Consider the following 16674-nt stretch of genomic DNA (forward strand, 5'->3'; position numbering starts at 1 on the left):
AACAGATCAGCGATCAGCTCAAATGGGTTACATCAAACAGTGTGTAGGACAAGGTTAGCTTTTTTAAATGCTTTGGCAGCGCCTGGTCCACAATAATCCTCAACGGCATCACCTTCTCTTCCCCGGCCTCCAGGGTCTGAGTGGTGAAGCAGAAACACTCAACCTTGTGGAGGAAGTTGGTCGCCTCAAAAGGGGTGACGCTGGGAATAGCCTGCCCGATGATCCGGCGGTCCGTGGGGTTTCTCGCCAGAAAACTCAGCTCTCCCACTTCCCCTGGATGAACCGTCACCTGGGGAATGCTGGGCTCAAAATCCCAAGTCATTCCTGAGTTTTTGGTGGCGACAAACTGCACCTTGATCTCACGGGTAGTGTCCACTTTCGCCTGGGTAGCGTTGTACTGGTAAGGATCCGGATCGGTCTTGCCATTGAGACCGGTCACCTTACAAAACACGTTGTAGAGCGGCACCATGGCAAAGCCAAAGCCAAACATGCCCCCCGCCACCAAAGTTGAACGGATCAAGGTTCTCCGGGTTGAGCTCTCCAGAGACGAGTCTTTTTTTTCCTTGCTCTTATCCATGTTGCCATCGCTCATAGAACGGCTCCCGGGACTTTTTATTTTTCTTATCAGTCGCTCACTTCACATCCGGTGGGGTACTGAAGGTATGATAGGGTGCCGGAGAAGGCACGCTCCACTCCAGACCTTCAGCCCCTTCCCAGCTTTTTGCTTCAGCCTTTGCCCCACCCTTGATGCACTTGATCACAATGAACAGGAACAGCAGCTGCGTGGTTCCAAACATAAAGCCGCCGATACTGGAGATTTCATTGAAGTTGGCGAACTGCAGCGCGTAGTCCGGAATCCTTCGCGGCATGCCCGCCAACCCCACAAAGTGCATTGGGAAGAAAGTCAGGTTCATACCGATAAACGACATCCAGAAATGCACCTTGGCCAGGGTTTCGTCGTACATATGGCCAGTCCATTTTGGCAGCCAGTAATAAGTGGCAGCAAAGATGGCAAAGATCGCTCCAGGCACCAGCACATAGTGAAAATGGGCCACCACAAAATAGGTGTCGTGGTACTGGAAGTCAGCCGGGGCAATAGACAGCATAAGCCCTGAAAAGCCCCCGATGGTAAACAGAACCACAAAAGCCACAGAGTACAACATCGGCGTTTCAAAGGTCATGGAACCCCGGAACATGGTGGTCACCCAGTTAAATACTTTCACCCCCGTGGGTACGGCAATCAGCATAGTGGCGTACATGAAGAACAGCTCACCCACCAGCGGCAGGCCAACCGTAAACATATGGTGCGCCCAGACAATAAACGACAGAAAAGCAATGCTGGCGGTGGCGTAAACCATGGACGTATAGCCAAACAGGGGTTTACGGGCAAAGGCTGGAATAATCGCCGATACGATCCCAAAGGAGGGGAGAATCATGATGTAGACTTCCGGGTGCCCGAAGAACCAGAAGATATGCTGGAACAGTACCGGGTCGCCACCACCACCGGCATTAAAGAAACTGGTGCCAAAGTGGATGTCCATCAGCATCATGGTGACGGCACCGGCCAGAACCGGCATTACGGCAATCAGCAGGTAAGCCGTAATCAACCAGGTCCAGACAAACAGCGGCATTTTCATCATGGTCATGCCCGGTGCCCGCAGGTTCAAAATGGTGGCAATAATATTGATCGCCCCCATGATGGATGACACCCCGAGCATATGGATGGCAAAGATAAAGAACGTCGTTGAAGGCGGAGCATAGTCCGTGGACAACGGAGCATAGAAAGTCCAGCCAAAGTTCGGCCCGCCCCCTTCCATAAACAGGGTACTAACCAGCATCAGGGCCGCAAAGGGCAGAATCCAGAAGCTCCAGTTGTTCATCCTGGGCATGGCCATATCCGGTGCGCCAATCATCATGGGGATCATCCAGTTAGCCAGTCCCACAAAAGCCGGCATCACCGCACCGAAGACCATAATCAGGCCGTGCATGGTGGTCATCTGGTTAAAAAACGCCGGCTCGACGATCTGAAGTCCAGGCTGGAACAGCTCAGCCCGGATAATCATGGCCATAGCGCCACCGGTCAGAAACATGATGAAACTGAACCACAGATACATACTGCCAATGTCTTTGTGGTTGGTGGTCAGCACCCAGCGCATGATCCCCTTTGCAGGGCCATGGTGGTGCTCGTCGTGATGATCTTGGGAATGAGGGTCTGTCACAGCAGTCATGGCAATGCTCCTTACAGGCTGGCCTGTTTGATGTCAGGCATAGCCTGCTTCTTACCCGGGTCTTCTACATACTTGCCGGTCTTCTTGTACTCCACAATTTCTTTGGGGGTGATCATATCGCCGGTGTTGTTCCCCCAGGCGTTACGCTCATAGGTGATCACCGCCGCCAGGTCCACTTCACTGAGCTGGCCTGCAAAAGCCTGCATGGCGGAACCTTTTTTGCCGTTCATAACAATATCCACATGAGCGCCAATCTGGTCACGGGATGTGATCATTGGCGTCTTCACCAGAGACGGGAATACCGGCGGCATGCCCTGACCCGTAGGCTGGTGACAGGCAGCACAGACTTTCAGATAAGTCTGTTTACCCCGATCCATCAGCTCATCCATGGTCCACTGTTTACTGGTCAGCTCCCGTTCTTTGGCAGCCAGGGCTTTTTTATCGTTCAACCAGGCCTGATAGTCCGCTTCACTTTTTGCTTCCACAACAATGGGCATATAACCGTGGTCTTTCCCACAAAGCTCTGCACACTGGCCTCGATAGGTTCCAGGAACCTCAATATTGGTCCAGGCCTCATTGATAAAACCGGGAATAGCATCTCTTTTCACCGCCAGAGCCGGGACCCACCAGGAGTGAATAACATCCGCAGCCGTCACCAGAAAACGCACTTTTTTGCCCACCGGAATCACCAGAGGCTCATCCACCTCAAGCAGGTAATTAGTATCCTTGTTACGGCGGTTATAAATCTGCTCTTTGGGTGTACTTAAATTACTGAAAAAGGAGACCCCTTCGCCCACATACTCGTACTGCCATTTCCACTGATAGCCGGTAATTTTGATATCAATATCCGCTTCATCGGAGTTATAAATCTCAACCAGGGTTTTGGTGGCCGGGATGGCCATCAGCACAAGAATTAAAAATGGAATGGTCGTCCAGATAATCTCCACAAGCGTACTCTCGTGGAACGGGTGAGGCTTGGCGCCTCTGGACTTCCGGTGAACGAAAATAGAGTAGAACATGACCCCAAAGACGATCAGGCCGATCACGGCGCAGATCCAGAATATGGTCATGTGAAGCCCGTAAATATTACGGCTGACCGCCGTAACACCTTCGGTCATATTAACTTCCCATGCAGCACGGCTACTGCCTGTCACAGCCCATCCCGCAATAAGAAGAAAGAGAGTTTTCGCGTGCTGCATCATTCCCTTACATCCCCTGACTGTCCGCTGATCTCAGCGGAAACTTCTTATTATTATTGTGCAGACTTTTTTTGCTGCATTTCAGAGGTGTTTAAACAGACAGGAAGGCTCTTGCTGAAAGCGGGCTCCCCCGGCTGAATAACGCCATGTTTTGTTGACCTGTCCACTGGTCTTTTTACTTGCAACTGCCGAATAACCTGTCACTCCAGACACCTCCAACCTCAGCACTTCCACACTTCGGGAAGCAGGCAATAGAGTCTGTGAGAGAAGTTATCCAGCGAACGATCTGACCTGAAAAACCCCACTACATCTAATCAAGTGCAAATGTGCGAGAAGTATTGAGACAAAGCCAAACACCTTTCAAACACCTGCCTGTAAATCCGATACCCCAAACGTACAGGAACACCCCGTAACTCAACTCCCAAGCTTGGCCCCATAAGAGGAAAACCCCGAAGTTAATGCACTGAAACAGCACTCAAAGTCTGACAATAATCGTTCATAGAGTATAGTTTCAGAACCCCATTAAACAACATGCAGAAGAAAAAGGAAATCATCATTTGAAAAAAACAACTGAAGTCGTTTAAAATATTTATAAATCATTTGCTATCAATGCTTATAACAGCCTGTAATCAAACGACATTTATTGTTTGATTAATGTTGACACCCCTCATGACGCAGCAAGGGCAATAAAAGTAATTCAACCAGCCCTGAACCGGCAATTACCAACAGGTGTGATAGCCTCTGCTACTTTGCAAAATCCCTGCTATCGATACCTCTTCTCCCGTGCCTGCTAAGGTCCAAACCTCCTGGAGTGAGGATCGGTTTTATCGCTACCCATTTATTTTCACTGTCATTTTTCATGCCAGAAATACGCCACGGTTCACCACAACCTTCCTTCAGAAATGGAGTTGGCACAGCACATATTGTGTGCCATTTTTTTGACCACACAAGCCCTGCCGAAATACCAACAAAGCGCCCCCCACAGAGTCTTTCTGCAAAAAATTTTTATTTATAAAAAAAAATAAAATTATGAAAAAGGAGTATTTAAACAGCCTTGTTTTATTTTTTGCACTATGGTCTCGTATGCATCTAGCCCATGCCTAGGGATTGATAGGGGGATATCTGATGGATGTGCAGGCAATCCGCGATTTAATTGAGCGGGCCAGCAGGCTCGAAGCGGAAAGCGGGCACCTTCGCAAGCTGATAAATGACCAGATGGAGCTGTTGCATCACACCATTGAGCTTCCCGAAGAGAACGCCTGTGATACGCTGCTGAAATTTGTTGTTGAATATATTGACCATGTGCCTGATTTTCTGGAAGCGCTTTATCAGGCCTCCGACGAAGCAGGAATACTGAGTTTTATCCATCCGTTTCTGGATATAGCAGAAGAGAACTTCCTGGCGCCACTGCTTCAGGAGCAACCTTTAAATGGGCTGGATGTCCTGCTGGATAAAGCCTACTTCGCTCACCGGCTGATTGAGGAAGTAAACGACCAATATCTTATAAAAACCGGGTCGACCCTGATTCCCATGAGCATGACCTGGGCCAACCTGATCATTCATTCCATTCTGGGAGAACCTTTCGCCAATGAGCTGGATACCATTGTGGAAAAAACCGTCCAGCAGATGATGCGATCCCAAGCCATTTACAATGAGAAAAACTTCAGGGACTTTGTCTGTCACCGCAGCCCGGAGGAGTGGGTGACCATCTGGTCCCGCTGGCACTGCCTCTCCAACAACCTGGGCATTGAACTGAAATTCACCTCTGCAGCCTGAGCTGCAGAGGTGCAGAGGTGCAGAGCTCAGTCAGTGCTTCTTGTTTTCTGAAAAATCGACCATGCGAACCACATCCACATGGTCTTCCATAACGGTTTCTTCCCGGTCAATTCTGGCTTCAGGCAACGCCCCTTCCAGTCTGGGATCCACCTCCATGGCATCGCTGAAGCCACACTCAACACACTCACGGTAATCACGCCCGGTTTCACTGCGGAACATTCGAACCGTATCCATTTCACCACAGGCAGGGCAAACGGCTCCGGCTATAAAACGTTTGGTTTTCATGATGGCATCCAGATTATTCAATCAGACAGGGAAAACTCTGGCTCCCCTGTCTATTTTGGCTTAAGAGCAAAATGCCCATAGCCAATATAAAAGCTCAGGCTATCCCGCTGTGACGGAGAAGAGCGTCGATCTGTGGCTCTCTGCCCCGGAAGTTAACAAACAGTTCCATGGGCTCTGCCGAGCCGCCTTTTTCCAGTATCTCCTGCAGGAAAGAACGACCGGTTTCCTGGTTGAAAATCCCCTCCTCCTCAAAGCGGGAGAATGCATCCGCCGACAGCACTTCCGCCCATTTGTAACTGTAATAACCCGCAGCGTACCCGCCCGCGAAAATATGGCTGAAGCTGTTCTGGAACCGATTGAAGGCAGGCGGGATCACCACTGCAACCTGCTTTCGGACCTCATCCAGCGTGGCCTGAACCTCAATGCCCTCCCGGTATTCTTTATGCAGCCTGAAATCAAACAGTGAAAACTCCAGTTGCCGGACCATCATCATGGCTGATTGAAAGTTTTTTGCCGCCAGTAGTTTATCCAGCATGGCTTCTGGCAGGGGTTCACCGGTTTCAAAATGACTGGAGATCATCGCCAGCCCTTCTTTTTCCCAGCACCAGTTCTCCATGAACTGGCTGGGCAGCTCAACGGCATCCCATGCTACGCCGCCAATACCGGATACCGCCGCATAATCCACCCGGGTGAGCATATGGTGTAAGCCATGACCAAACTCATGGAACAGGGTAACCACCTCATCGTGGGTCAACAGGGCAGGTTTTTCGCCCACGGGCGGGGTAAAGTTGCAGGTCAGGTAGGCCACGGGCAACTGTGTTTTGTCATCCATCTTCCAGCGGGTCCGGCAGACATCCATCCAGGCGCCGCCCCGCTTATGCTCCCGGGCATACAGGTCAAGATAAAAGCGACCTATCACTTCTCCCTGGCGGGTAATATTGAAAAAACGAACGTCCTGGTGCCAGGTATTGACACCTTCAACCACTTCAAACGTGACCCCGTAGAGACGGTTGACCACCTCAAACATACCATTGATGACGTTTTCTGCCGGGAACCAGGGGCGCAGCTCTTCCTGAGAGATGGAATAGCGTTGCTGTCGCAGCTTTTCTGCATAGTAACCGATATCCCAGGCTTCCAGTGTCTCCACTTCATACTCATCACGGGCAAAGGCTTTCAGTTCCTCAAGCTCTCTTTCTGCCTGAGGTTTACTCCGTGTAGCCAGGTCTTCCAGAAAGCTCACCACCTGATCCGGTGACTCCGCCATTTTGGTGGCCAGGGAGTACTCCGCATAATTGTTAAAATCCAGCAGCAGAGCCAGCTCATGGCGCAGCTTCAGAATCTCGTTGATACGCTCAGAGTTATCAAACTCTCCTGCATTGGGCCCCTGGTCGGACGCTCTTGTGGAGAACGCGGTGTACACCTCTTGACGAAGTTCACGGTTATCACAATATGTCATGACCGGAAAGTAGCTGGGAAAGTCCAGGTTAAGTAGCCAGCCCTGCTGCTCTTTTGATTCTGCCAACTGTTTTGCCCCAGCCAGAGCGGTTTCAGGCAGGCCTGAAAGCTCGGACTCGTCGGTGATCAGTTTGCTCCAGGCCATGGTGGCATCCAGTACATTATCGGAGAACTGGCTGGTTAATTCCGATAGCTGCTTTTTAATGTCACCAAAACGGACTTTCTTTTCATCTTCCAGGGCGACACCGGCCAGTTTGAAGTCACGGAGGCAATCTGAAATCACCTTTTTCTGGGCCTGTTCCAAGCCCTGAAACGCCGGTGAGTCCGCCAGTGCCTGATAGGCTTCATAGAGTTCACGGTTTTGTCCCAGACGGGTACTGTACTCCGAGAGAATGGGTAGACAACTGTTATAGGCCTCTCTCAAGGCGTCGCTATTAACCACTGCGTTCATATGGCTGACAGGAGACCAGGCCTGACTGAGCCGGTCATCCAGTGAGTCCAGAACTTCCTGCAGGTTGCTCCACTGGTAATCCCCCCCCGAAGCCAGAAGGTCGGCAACGGCATTTTCATTATCGTGAATGATCGCCTCAACCGCAGGCTTGACGTGCTCGGGCAGAATGGTTGAAAAGGGGGGCAGCTCACTGGATTCCAGCAGGGGATTGCTCATAATAAAGACTCTTCTTGCTTTTGACGGGGCATTCTACTTTTTTAGTAGGCACAGTCGTTATGGTGGGTGCAGCCGCCGATGAATTCAAGCGTAATTGATTGTTTTCCATGGCCTTCGTAGGACAGGAAGAATTCCTCACCTCCATGCAGTCCATGGCTTTCAGGCAGTGGTAGACGGGTAGCGGAATTTGACAGCCCCCCCATCTCAGCATATTTTGAAAACAAAAAAACCTATTGTATTCAGAGGGAAAAATGCCCACAAAATCACGATCTATCAGGCTTGAAGAAGAAACAAGCGAAGCCGTTAATCGGCTGGCGGAAATCTGCAAGCGCGATGCAAATTTCATTATGAAAGAGGCTGTGGAGGAATATATAGCCCACCATAGCTGGATACTGGAAGAGACTCAAAGAAGACTTGATCTTGCCAGAGCGGGAAAACTGGAAATACTCAGCGATGAGAAAGCAGAAAGGGAATTTGCCCGACTTTTGGGAGAAGAACATTGAAGGTTGTTTTTGCAAAAGCGGCCATGGGCGATCTGCAGAGCTTCAAGGAGTATATGGCACACCGCAACCCTTCCGCAGGAAAAAGAATGATTAACCAGGTTAAGGCCTCCGCTTTATCCCTTGCAGATAACCCGCTGGAGGGAAAGCAGGGGAAAATACATGGCACAAGGGAGCTTGTTGTGCCAGATACCCCTTTGACAGTTGTGTACTGTGTTAGTGATGAGTTGGTCACAGTTCTTTTTGTGCCCCACCATAGACAACAATGGCCAACTTGGTGAAAAAAGGTGAAGTGTCTATTATTTTCCGGATACTGAAATACACAGTCAGACTCTATGTATGTTGCGAACACACCAACAAGGCAACCTGCTTTGGTTGAGAGCCTGTTATCACTTTTTAAAAGTACTTGTCAGAATCGCTTGCCAGTGTCAGGGTGAGAGCCCACGCTCCATAAAAAACACCATGAAAACAGTAACCATCAGCCCGGTCTTTCCATGAATAACACCATAAGCAATGCAATAAGGCCCTTTAACGGTAAAACCCCAGAGCTGGGCCAGAACGTCTTCGTGGATGACTCCGCCGTCGTATTGGGGGATGTCACTATTGGTGATGACAGCTCTGTCTGGCCATTTGCGGTCGTCCGGGGAGATATGCACTCCATTCGTATTGGCAGAAGAACCAGCATTCAGGATGGTGCGGTTCTCCATATAACCCACTCAAGTGATTACAACCCCGGGGGTTACCCCCTCAACATTGGCAGTGATGTCACCGTTGGTCACAAGGCGGTGTTACATGGCTGCACCATTCATGATCGCTGTCTGATCGGTATTGGTGCCATTGTTCTTGATGGAGCAGTGATCGAAGAAGAGGTTATTGTAGGCGCCGGCTGCCTTGTTCCTCCCGGAAAGCGACTGGAAAGCGGTTATGTTTACAAAGGAAACCCGGCTCAACAAACCCGGGCCCTGACAGAAAAAGAGCGAAAGTATTTTCAATACGCTGCCAATAACTATGTCAACCTTAAAGATAAATACCTGGACGGATAGAAAAGCATTATTGCTCCAAAAAAGATTACTCTGTAATCTGGAGTAGCCAATCTGAACCATAAGGGAAATAAAATGATAAAAAGGATTTTATCGTTAGCTTTTTTGCTGTGTATGTCTGGTACCGCTTATACCAATGAGGTTGAGTTCCGACTTGAAGGTGCTTTCTTAAAGCCAAAAAGTAACGTTGGAGCTTTCATTGGAGATACTCCAAGAAGTGGAGATACTATCGATCAAGAAATGGATACCATGGAAGCCCTTAAATTTTCTGTAGTAAAACCATGGAATGAGCATATTTCTTTTATTGGTAGTTTTTACACTCCAATGAAAGGCGTTATGTCACCAAAAGTTATTTTATCAAACGCGGATTTAAGTGGTGGTGGAGGTCCCGCCCAACAAGATGATCCATACGGTGTTGCCGGGAAGTTTACTATGTTGCTTGCCAAGTTTGGTGGTGAGTATGTTTTACCTTTGGATGGAAATTTTCATCCATTTATAGGAGGAGGGCTCGCCTTCGCTTATTTTTATGATGGTGGTACAGATACACTTTTAAACTATAAGGGCCATGCTGTTGAAGACTTTGAGATTGATAATAAACTAACCTGGTATGTCACGGCTGGCACCAGCTACGATATGACAGAAAACTTTTCACTTACTGGCTCTATCAGTTATATGCACCTGAAAACAGATGCTGCCTACCAGTTTTCAACTTACCAGGCAGGTCCTACCCGTGATCAGGCCAGAGATGAATTAAAGCTGGAGATGAACCCCATCATTTTCACCCTGGGTGCCAGCTGGAAGTTCTGATCCTGCTACCCGACAGAGCATGGTGCATGAAGTTCATGCTCTATTCCAAATAGCTTCCCCTCTTTATTCTCATGACCCAGTTCTAAAATCATCATTAAGTCTGTCTTGCCGATAACCCCATCAGGTTCCAAAATAGCCTGATTAATCATGAACAAGACTCGCTTCCAGCCCCGGTTTTATCAACAACTTTCTTTTCAGCTTTTTTTCTGGCTGGTTCTGGTTGCCTTGATTCCACTGAGTGTCCTGGCATACCTACACCAGTCACAAACCAACGACCAGCTCCGTAGCAAAGCTGAGACAGAGCTGAGGCACTACAATCGACAACTGGGTAATCAGATCAATGCCTTTTATGATGCCATCGTCACTAACCTGGTGTTTGTCTCTGAAAATGCAGAGGTTTACCTGAACGAACTGGTCACTTCCAGAAAACAGTTGAACATGCCTCTTGATCAATGGCTGCTCAGCGAAAATTACAGCATCATAACCAGTCACTACTCATTGCCATTAATCAGTTACTTTCGCTATTTCAACTACGAAAACGTCATCATTGGCGACAAACAGGGCAATATTCTATTCAATGGCAAAGGGTCTGAAGAGACTGGCTTGAATGTTTACAAGGGCTGGATTTCCAAAACCCCACTGGCATCTGCAGTCCATATTGCCATGAACGAACAAACCACGGTTTATTCCGGTATAGGCCAATACTGGCCACACCACTCAACACCAGAAAGTTTTTTTGTTGGCCCTTTATTCGATGCCAGGGGACGCGCTCTTGGTTTTATAGCCATACAGTTAAGGCTGGATTATGGGATTCCCGATATTCTTCAGGTGCTGTCGGAAGAAAATCCATTCATTCATCTTTATCTGATCGATACAGAAGGAAAGGTTGAGCACTATTCCGGACCAAACCAGAAACCTCTTGTCCAGCACTCAGGAGTTCCATATACCCAATGGCAAAACGGCGTATTTACTGACAACCTGGATTACGACGAAACAGGTACAGCCTCCATTAAAGCGGGTCAGTACCGAAACAGCACCGAAGAAAAAATGATTGGTGCCTATCAGCCCCTGGATATCGCCGGTAGTGAAATGTTGCTGGTCGCAGAGCTGCCAGAAAGTCAGGCGATTACCTCCATAACCCAGTTGAAACAACGCTTCCTGCTGGTTCTGGTGATCACCATAGTGGGCATCATTCTGTTTGCCGGCTTTATTTCTCATCGGTTAACGCATCCGGTTCGCTCCATTACCCAGTGGATTCAAAAAATAGCCCGTAATGAAAGTACAGATGTTCGAGTTATCAAAGGTAACCGGGATGTGGAAGCGTTAAGTGAGTGCGTGGTTACCCTGAACACCATGCTGACAGAACAGCGTAAATCCACTGAGAAGCGTCAATGGCTGGAGGAGGGGATGTCCGGGTTGTATGAAGTGATGAATGGGGTTCTGGCCCTGGAAGAACTCTGTCAGTCAGTCACCAGCTATCTGGCCAGATCGACGGGTTCCCCGGCTGCAGCCCTGTATATTAAAGAAGCTTCCGGAGGGCTAAAACTGATGGGACGGTTTGGCCACCATACCGACGACTGCCTTAATGAAACAGAAGAGGGAAATGGAGGGCTGATTGAGGAGGCCGCTCAAGGCATGAAAACCATAGAAATCAACCAGTTACCAGAATATTTTTTTCGAATCCGCTCTGCCCACTTAAATACCCACCCCAATGGGGCTCTGATTACGCCTTTTTTATTCAACAACCAGGTGAAGGGCGTTCTGGTTATGGCCTACTTCAACCAAACCTCTGATATTCATAGAGAATTGATAGAAAAGTCCAAAGCCCCCATTTCCGGGGCAATTCATGCTTTAAATTAATATAAAAATTAATTTTAATTTCTAATATAAATATAACCCTTTTGTCCTACAGACAACTCATTGTCCTCGTAACTAGTCTGCAAGTATCAAAGTTTATAACTCGTAACGATCATTTGTTTTGGGAGAGAGCCCTATGAGCAGCACTACTCAAATTAATCACGATAATAGTCCTTACAACCTCGATAATCCTTTCAGCGCCGCCAGCCGAGCTGAAATCATGGACGCCAAACTGGACAAGGAAGAACAAATCGCCCGGGACAAAGAAACAGCGGAGTTTCATGAGCGAATTCTGTACGAAGAGCCAGGTAACGGGCCACGAAGCAAAGAATCCAAACTTGCTGAGCTACTGGCCAGACACGGAACCATCTAAACAACCAAACGGAAACACTCCGAAAGCTTCTCTCCTGACACCCGATTATGATATAAGCCTGCGCTGATTTTTTTCCGCAGGCTTTCTACTTCATGGATATTTACTCAACAGCAATACTGCTGTTCCTGATTATGGACCCCCTGGGCAATATGCCCGTTTTCATTTCGATCCTGAAAAGTGTGCCAGAACGACGCCGAAGCAAAATTCTGCTCCGTGAACTGCTGATCGCCCTGATTATTTTGCTGGTGTTTCTGTTTGTCGGGGAATACCTGTTGCTTTCCCTGAACCTGAGGCAGGAGTCGGTCAGTATCGCAGGCGCCATTATCCTTTTCATTATTGCCATTCGAATGATTTTTCCACCGGGAAGGGGTGGCAGTATCATGGGCAGTACCCCGGAAGGAGAGCCTTTCATCGTCCCTCTGGCGATCCCACTGATCGCCGGGCCTTCCATCCTAGCTACCCTGATTCTGGTCTCCAGCCAGAATCCCGGGCATCAACTGGATTTAGCCGCATCGGTCCTGCTTTCCTGGGGTGTCACCGCGGCTATTCTGATGTGCTCCGGAAAACTGATGAAGCTGTTGGGGGAACGGGGAATTTTCGCCATTGAGCGGCTGATGGGGATGATTCTGGTGATGCTTTCAGTGCAAATGTTTATGGACGGCATCGCTCACTATTTACTGTGAGAATGCCGCGCCAGGGGATCGTAACCCGGTCCCCGTCTTCTTAAAGGCAACTCTCTTCAAGTGACCTGTTTTAAGCAACCTCTTCACGCAACCAATGAGCGCTTCTTCAAGTGCACAAGAAGCAGGGAAACAGCCGCAGGAGTCATGCCCTGAATGCGAGATGCTCTGCCAAGGGTTTCTGGTCTGGCATCCTTCAGCTTCTGTTTGATCTCATTAGAAAGTCCTTCTATCCGGTCGTAATCCACTCCTTCTGGAATAGAGGTGCTCTCGTATCGCCTTAACCGGTCAATCTCCTCCGTCTGGCGATCAATATACCCCTGATATTTGGTCTGGATCTCAACCTGCTCAGCCACCTGGGCACTGGATTCAGCCTCACCCACGAGCCCGGCTACATCCCCGTAACCCAGTTCAGGGCGACGGAGCAGTTCAATCAGGCTGTATTCGCGACTAATAGGCTTTGTGAGCTTGTTTTCAAGCACCTGGGAGGCAGGACTGCCCGGATGGACAAAAGTGCCAGCAAGGCGCTCAGCTTCCTTCTCAATCCGTTCTTTCTTGTCACAGAAGGCACCCCAGCGCTCATCATCCACCAGTCCCAGCTCCCGGCCTTTCTCAGTCAAGCGCAGGTCGGCATTGTCTTCACGGAGAATCAAACGGTATTCGGCACGGCTGGTGAACATCCGGTAAGGTTCGCTGGTACCATTGGTAATCAGGTCATCCACCATAACCCCGATGTAAGCTTCATCCCGTCTTGGGCACCAGGCTTCTTTCTCCTGTGATCTCAGGGCGGCATTCAACCCGGCCAATAGCCCCTGGGCAGCGGCTTCTTCATACCCGGTGGTACCGTTGATCTGCCCGGCAAAAAACAGTCCATCAATGGCTTTGGTTTCCAGTGAGTACTTCAGTCCTCTTGGGTCAAAATAGTCATACTCAATGGCATAACCCGGACGGGTAATGTGGGCATTTTCCAGGCCCCGGATCGAACGGACCAGATTAATCTGGACATCGAAGGGAAGACTGGTGGAAATTCCGTTCGGGTAAAGCTCGTGGGTATTCAAACCCTCTGGCTCAAGAAATACCTGGTGAGAATTTTTATCCGCAAAACGGGTAATCTTGTCTTCAATGGAAGGGCAGTACCTTGGGCCAACCCCTTCAATCACCCCGGTAAACATAGGGGAGCGATCCAGACCGCCACGGATAATATCGTGGGTGTTTTCGTTGGTATGGGTAATGTAACAGGCTACCTGCTCCGGGTGCTGCTCTACTGACCCCAGGTATGACATCACCGGCACAGGAGTGTCACCAGGCTGCTGCTCCATCACTGAAAAATCAACACTGCGGGCATCAATCCTGGCGGGAGTCCCTGTTTTCAGCCGTTCGACCGTCAGTGGCAGCTCCCGAAGCCGGTTTGCCAGGGCAATGGAAGGCGGATCCCCGGCCCGTCCACCACTGTGGTTTTCCAGACCAATATGAATACGACCACCCAGGAAAGTACCCGCTGTAAGCACAACATTGGGTGCCAGAAATCGAACGCCCATATTGGTGACGACACCGCGAACCTGACCAGAGCCTTCATCCATAACCAGATCATCTGCAGCCTGCTGGAAAATCCACAGGTTATCCTGGTTTTCCAGGATATGTCGGATAGCCGCTTTGTATAAGGCACGGTCTGCCTGGGCACGGGTTGCCCTGACGGCAGGTCCTTTACGGGCATTCAATACCCGGAACTGGATACCCGCCAGGTCAGTGGCCCTGGCCATGGCACCACCCAGGGCATCCACTTCCTTGACCAGGTGGCTCTTACCGATTCCACCAATGGCCGGGTTGCATGACATCATCCCCAGGGTTTCGATGTTATGGGTCAACAGCAGGGTTTTTACCCCCATGCGTGCAGAAGCCAGGGCAGCCTCAGTGCCTGCATGACCACCACCAATGACGATTACATCAAACTGTGTCGGGAAATCCACTGCCAAAGTCAGTCACCTGTTCAAGAGCTATTCAAGTGGTATGCCTTTATTAAGGCCATCACTCAACAAACGATCATTGTAAAGCGGGCAATTATACACAGGATCCATCTGGCTGTGACCTTCCCGGTTATAAGAGTCCTCTGAAGCCAGGACAGGATATATCCACAGCTCAGAGCGAGAAAAACCCATCAAGCGAACGCTTTTTTCGTCTTTCCCATCAGTGGATATCTTCCACCACTCCACTTCTTCTGTAGCGGTAGGTTTTGTTCACAGGGAAGAGTGTGGTCAAACAGTACTTTCCTTTTCAGCTAAAGACTTTCATTACCCACACCCGGAATCCGTATTTCTGTAGCAAATTAACAGTAATAACAGCGATTAGCTGTTTCATAGTGCTTTTTTATATTTTTTATTGATATTAGTGTTGATAAAAACTGTGGATAAGCACAAAAACTCCTTATCTTACAGATAGATATAATTTGAACAACTCTGTCCATTAACCGGGTAAAAGCCCTCATTAAACTGTGTCTTAGCTGTGGAAAAAAGGCTTTTTATCCACAGCTAAATTTTATGAATATCTTATTCATGGGCTTGTTAATAGTTTGTCTGTGTATATGTCCACACACCCTGTATACCGAACATTAACTCGCTGAAACCTAGGGCCATCAAGGGTTATGGAGACATTAAAAACTCAGGAAGGAAAAAGTTTATCCACAACGGTAAAAATGAGTTGCGGCGTCACTAAAAATAGGTAGAATTCGCAAACAAGAATTATTATCATTTGCGACCAGTGTTGATGACCTATGACTAGCTCGATAAAAAAACGGATTATTTCTGCAGCTGCCTTCACTTGCTCTCTTTTCCTGGCCCAGGCGGTTCAGGCCACTGAAGAAGTGAATGTCTACTCCTACCGTCAGCCTTTCCTGATAGAACCTATGCTGAATGATTTTCAGGAACAGACCGGCGTTAAAGTCAATGTGGTCTTTGCCAAGAAAGGCCTTGAAGAGAGAATTGAGCGGGAGGGCAAATTCAGTCCGGCGGATGTCGTATTAACTTCAGACACCAGCCGCCTGTTCGAGCTGGTTGAAAGAAAACTGGTACAACCCGTTGACAGCAAAGCCATCAACCAGAACATTCCGGAGCAATATCGCTCGCCGGATAATCAGTGGTTTGCCCTGACCATGCGGGTACGCAGCATATACAGCTCCAAGCGAAGTGAGAAACCTGAAGGCATCAGCTACGAAGACCTGGCCAGCGCTCAGTTCAAGGGGAAAATCTGTACCCGCAGCGGCAAGCACCCCTATAACATCGGCCTGGTATCTTCCATGATCGCCCACAAGGGTGAAGCAGAGACTAAAAAATGGCTGGAAGGGGTCAAGGCCAACCTGGCCCGTCGTCCACAGGGCAATGACCGGGCCCAGGTGAAAGCCATCAAGGAAGGCGTCTGTGATGTTTCCCTGGGGAACAGTTACTACTTTGGCAAGATGATGCAGGATAAAACCCAGAAAGAATGGGCGGATGCCGTTTACATCAACTTCCCGAACCAGAAGACAGAAGGCTCTCATGTTAATGTCAGCGGCATGGTGATGGCCAGATACGCCCCTAACCAGGCCAATGCCCTGAAACTCATGGAGTACCTGTCCGGCGAAAAGGCCCAGTCCATCTACGCAAAGGACAACATGGAGTATCCGGTGAATCCAAACGTCGCTGTTTCTGACACAGTGGCTTCCTGGGGTGAGTTCAAGGCGGACCCACTGCCCATTGCAGAGATTGCAGCCAACCGGACGAAAGCGTTGCACCTGCTGGATGAAGTCAAGTTCGACCTGTAAATGAAACACCACTT

General features: G+C 49.1%; 15 protein-coding genes. 9 read left to right on the top strand and 6 right to left on the bottom strand.

The annotated features are described in order from the left end of the window. Positions 1 to 13 precede the first annotated feature (13 nt). The 3 genes from ACNRUY_RS08075 to coxB are packed head-to-tail and all read right to left on the bottom strand — an operon-like array spanning position 14 to position 3430. A complete protein-coding gene (locus ACNRUY_RS08075) occupies positions 14 to 592 on the bottom strand; it encodes a cytochrome c oxidase assembly protein (protein WP_488111144.1) in 579 nt (192 codons plus the stop codon). Positions 593 to 632: 40 nt separating this feature from the next. Continuing rightward, a complete protein-coding gene (gene ctaD, locus ACNRUY_RS08080) occupies positions 633 to 2228 on the bottom strand; it encodes a cytochrome c oxidase subunit I (protein ID WP_488111145.1) in 1596 nt (531 codons plus the stop codon). Between the two features lie 11 nt (positions 2229 to 2239). Then, positions 2240 to 3430 carry a cytochrome c oxidase subunit II gene (gene coxB, locus ACNRUY_RS08085; protein WP_488111146.1) on the bottom strand — a complete coding sequence of 397 codons (1191 nt, stop codon included), beginning with the start codon at positions 3428 to 3430 and terminating at the stop codon, positions 2240 to 2242. Between the two features lie 1122 nt (positions 3431 to 4552). Between coxB and ACNRUY_RS08090 the strand changes: the two genes are divergently transcribed. Continuing rightward, entirely contained in the window at positions 4553 to 5203 is a 651-nt protein-coding gene (locus ACNRUY_RS08090) for a hypothetical protein (RefSeq protein WP_488111147.1), read from the top strand. Between the two features lie 30 nt (positions 5204 to 5233). Here the strand turns inward: ACNRUY_RS08090 and ACNRUY_RS08095 are convergent, their stop codons facing one another. Next, on the bottom strand, positions 5234 to 5488 hold the full coding sequence (locus ACNRUY_RS08095; RefSeq protein ID WP_488111148.1) for a YheV family putative zinc ribbon protein: 255 nt from the start codon (positions 5486 to 5488) through the stop codon (positions 5234 to 5236). Between the two features lie 94 nt (positions 5489 to 5582). Beyond that, positions 5583 to 7610, bottom strand: coding sequence for an oligopeptidase A (gene prlC / locus ACNRUY_RS08100; protein ID WP_488111149.1), 2028 nt, complete (start codon positions 7608 to 7610; stop codon positions 5583 to 5585). A 251-nt stretch (positions 7611 to 7861) separates the two neighbouring features. Here prlC and ACNRUY_RS08105 point away from each other — a divergent pair, with 251 nt between their 5' ends. From ACNRUY_RS08105 to ACNRUY_RS08135, 7 genes are all read left to right on the top strand, one after another. Beyond that, positions 7862 to 8113: a CopG family ribbon-helix-helix protein gene (locus tag ACNRUY_RS08105; protein WP_488111150.1), complete on the top strand. Its 252-nt coding sequence runs from the start codon at positions 7862 to 7864 to the stop codon at positions 8111 to 8113. Beyond that, positions 8110 to 8391 (top strand): type II toxin-antitoxin system RelE/ParE family toxin, encoded by a 282-nt coding sequence (locus ACNRUY_RS08110; protein ID WP_488111151.1) that lies wholly within the window; start codon positions 8110 to 8112, stop codon positions 8389 to 8391. Before ACNRUY_RS08105 ends, ACNRUY_RS08110 begins: the two co-directional genes overlap by 4 nt. A gap of 213 nt (positions 8392 to 8604) precedes the next feature. Next, the gene (locus ACNRUY_RS08115; RefSeq protein ID WP_488111152.1) at positions 8605 to 9153 is read left to right on the top strand and encodes a gamma carbonic anhydrase family protein; all 549 of its coding nucleotides are present in this window, start codon (positions 8605 to 8607) and stop codon (positions 9151 to 9153) included. 72 nt (positions 9154 to 9225) lie between these two features. Beyond that, the gene (locus ACNRUY_RS08120) at positions 9226 to 9957 is read left to right on the top strand and encodes an OmpW family outer membrane protein (RefSeq protein WP_488111153.1); all 732 of its coding nucleotides are present in this window, start codon (positions 9226 to 9228) and stop codon (positions 9955 to 9957) included. Positions 9958 to 10104: 147 nt separating this feature from the next. Further along, the gene (locus ACNRUY_RS08125) at positions 10105 to 11817 is read left to right on the top strand and encodes a GAF domain-containing protein (RefSeq protein ID WP_488111154.1); all 1713 of its coding nucleotides are present in this window, start codon (positions 10105 to 10107) and stop codon (positions 11815 to 11817) included. Between the two features lie 133 nt (positions 11818 to 11950). Next, on the top strand, positions 11951 to 12187 hold the full coding sequence (locus ACNRUY_RS08130) for a hypothetical protein (RefSeq protein ID WP_488111155.1): 237 nt from the start codon (positions 11951 to 11953) through the stop codon (positions 12185 to 12187). Between the two features lie 92 nt (positions 12188 to 12279). Continuing rightward, entirely contained in the window at positions 12280 to 12870 is a 591-nt protein-coding gene (locus tag ACNRUY_RS08135) for a YhgN family NAAT transporter (RefSeq protein ID WP_488111156.1), read from the top strand. 83 nt (positions 12871 to 12953) lie between these two features. On the opposite strand, the gene mnmG is transcribed toward ACNRUY_RS08135, so the two are convergent. Continuing rightward, entirely contained in the window at positions 12954 to 14834 is a 1881-nt protein-coding gene (gene mnmG, locus ACNRUY_RS08140; protein ID WP_488111187.1) for a tRNA uridine-5-carboxymethylaminomethyl(34) synthesis enzyme MnmG, read from the bottom strand. A gap of 812 nt (positions 14835 to 15646) precedes the next feature. On the opposite strand from mnmG, the gene ACNRUY_RS08145 reads away from it, so the two are divergent. Next, positions 15647 to 16660, top strand: coding sequence for a Fe(3+) ABC transporter substrate-binding protein (locus tag ACNRUY_RS08145; protein ID WP_488111188.1), 1014 nt, complete (start codon positions 15647 to 15649; stop codon positions 16658 to 16660). Positions 16661 to 16674 lie beyond the last annotated feature (14 nt).

The sequence above is a fragment of the Endozoicomonas sp. Z74 genome, from assembly GCF_057680865.1.

Excerpts from the sequence above, each read along its gene's own strand:
- ACNRUY_RS08075 (WP_488111144.1), bottom strand. The coding sequence starts at position 592 with ATGAGCGATGGCAACATGGATAAGAGCAAGGAAAAAAAAGACTCGTCT.
- ctaD (WP_488111145.1), bottom strand. The coding sequence starts at position 2,228 with ATGACTGCTGTGACAGACCCTCATTCCCAAGATCATCACGACGAGCAC.
- coxB (WP_488111146.1), bottom strand. The coding sequence starts at position 3,430 with ATGATGCAGCACGCGAAAACTCTCTTTCTTCTTATTGCGGGATGGGCT.
- ACNRUY_RS08090 (WP_488111147.1), top strand. The coding sequence starts at position 4,553 with ATGGATGTGCAGGCAATCCGCGATTTAATTGAGCGGGCCAGCAGGCTC.
- ACNRUY_RS08095 (WP_488111148.1), bottom strand. The coding sequence starts at position 5,488 with ATGAAAACCAAACGTTTTATAGCCGGAGCCGTTTGCCCTGCCTGTGGT.
- prlC (WP_488111149.1), bottom strand. The coding sequence starts at position 7,610 with ATGAGCAATCCCCTGCTGGAATCCAGTGAGCTGCCCCCCTTTTCAACC.
- ACNRUY_RS08105 (WP_488111150.1), top strand. The coding sequence starts at position 7,862 with ATGCCCACAAAATCACGATCTATCAGGCTTGAAGAAGAAACAAGCGAA.
- ACNRUY_RS08115 (WP_488111152.1), top strand. The coding sequence starts at position 8,605 with ATGAATAACACCATAAGCAATGCAATAAGGCCCTTTAACGGTAAAACC.
- ACNRUY_RS08120 (WP_488111153.1), top strand. The coding sequence starts at position 9,226 with ATGATAAAAAGGATTTTATCGTTAGCTTTTTTGCTGTGTATGTCTGGT.
- ACNRUY_RS08125 (WP_488111154.1), top strand. The coding sequence starts at position 10,105 with ATGAACAAGACTCGCTTCCAGCCCCGGTTTTATCAACAACTTTCTTTT.
- ACNRUY_RS08130 (WP_488111155.1), top strand. The coding sequence starts at position 11,951 with ATGAGCAGCACTACTCAAATTAATCACGATAATAGTCCTTACAACCTC.
- ACNRUY_RS08135 (WP_488111156.1), top strand. The coding sequence starts at position 12,280 with ATGGATATTTACTCAACAGCAATACTGCTGTTCCTGATTATGGACCCC.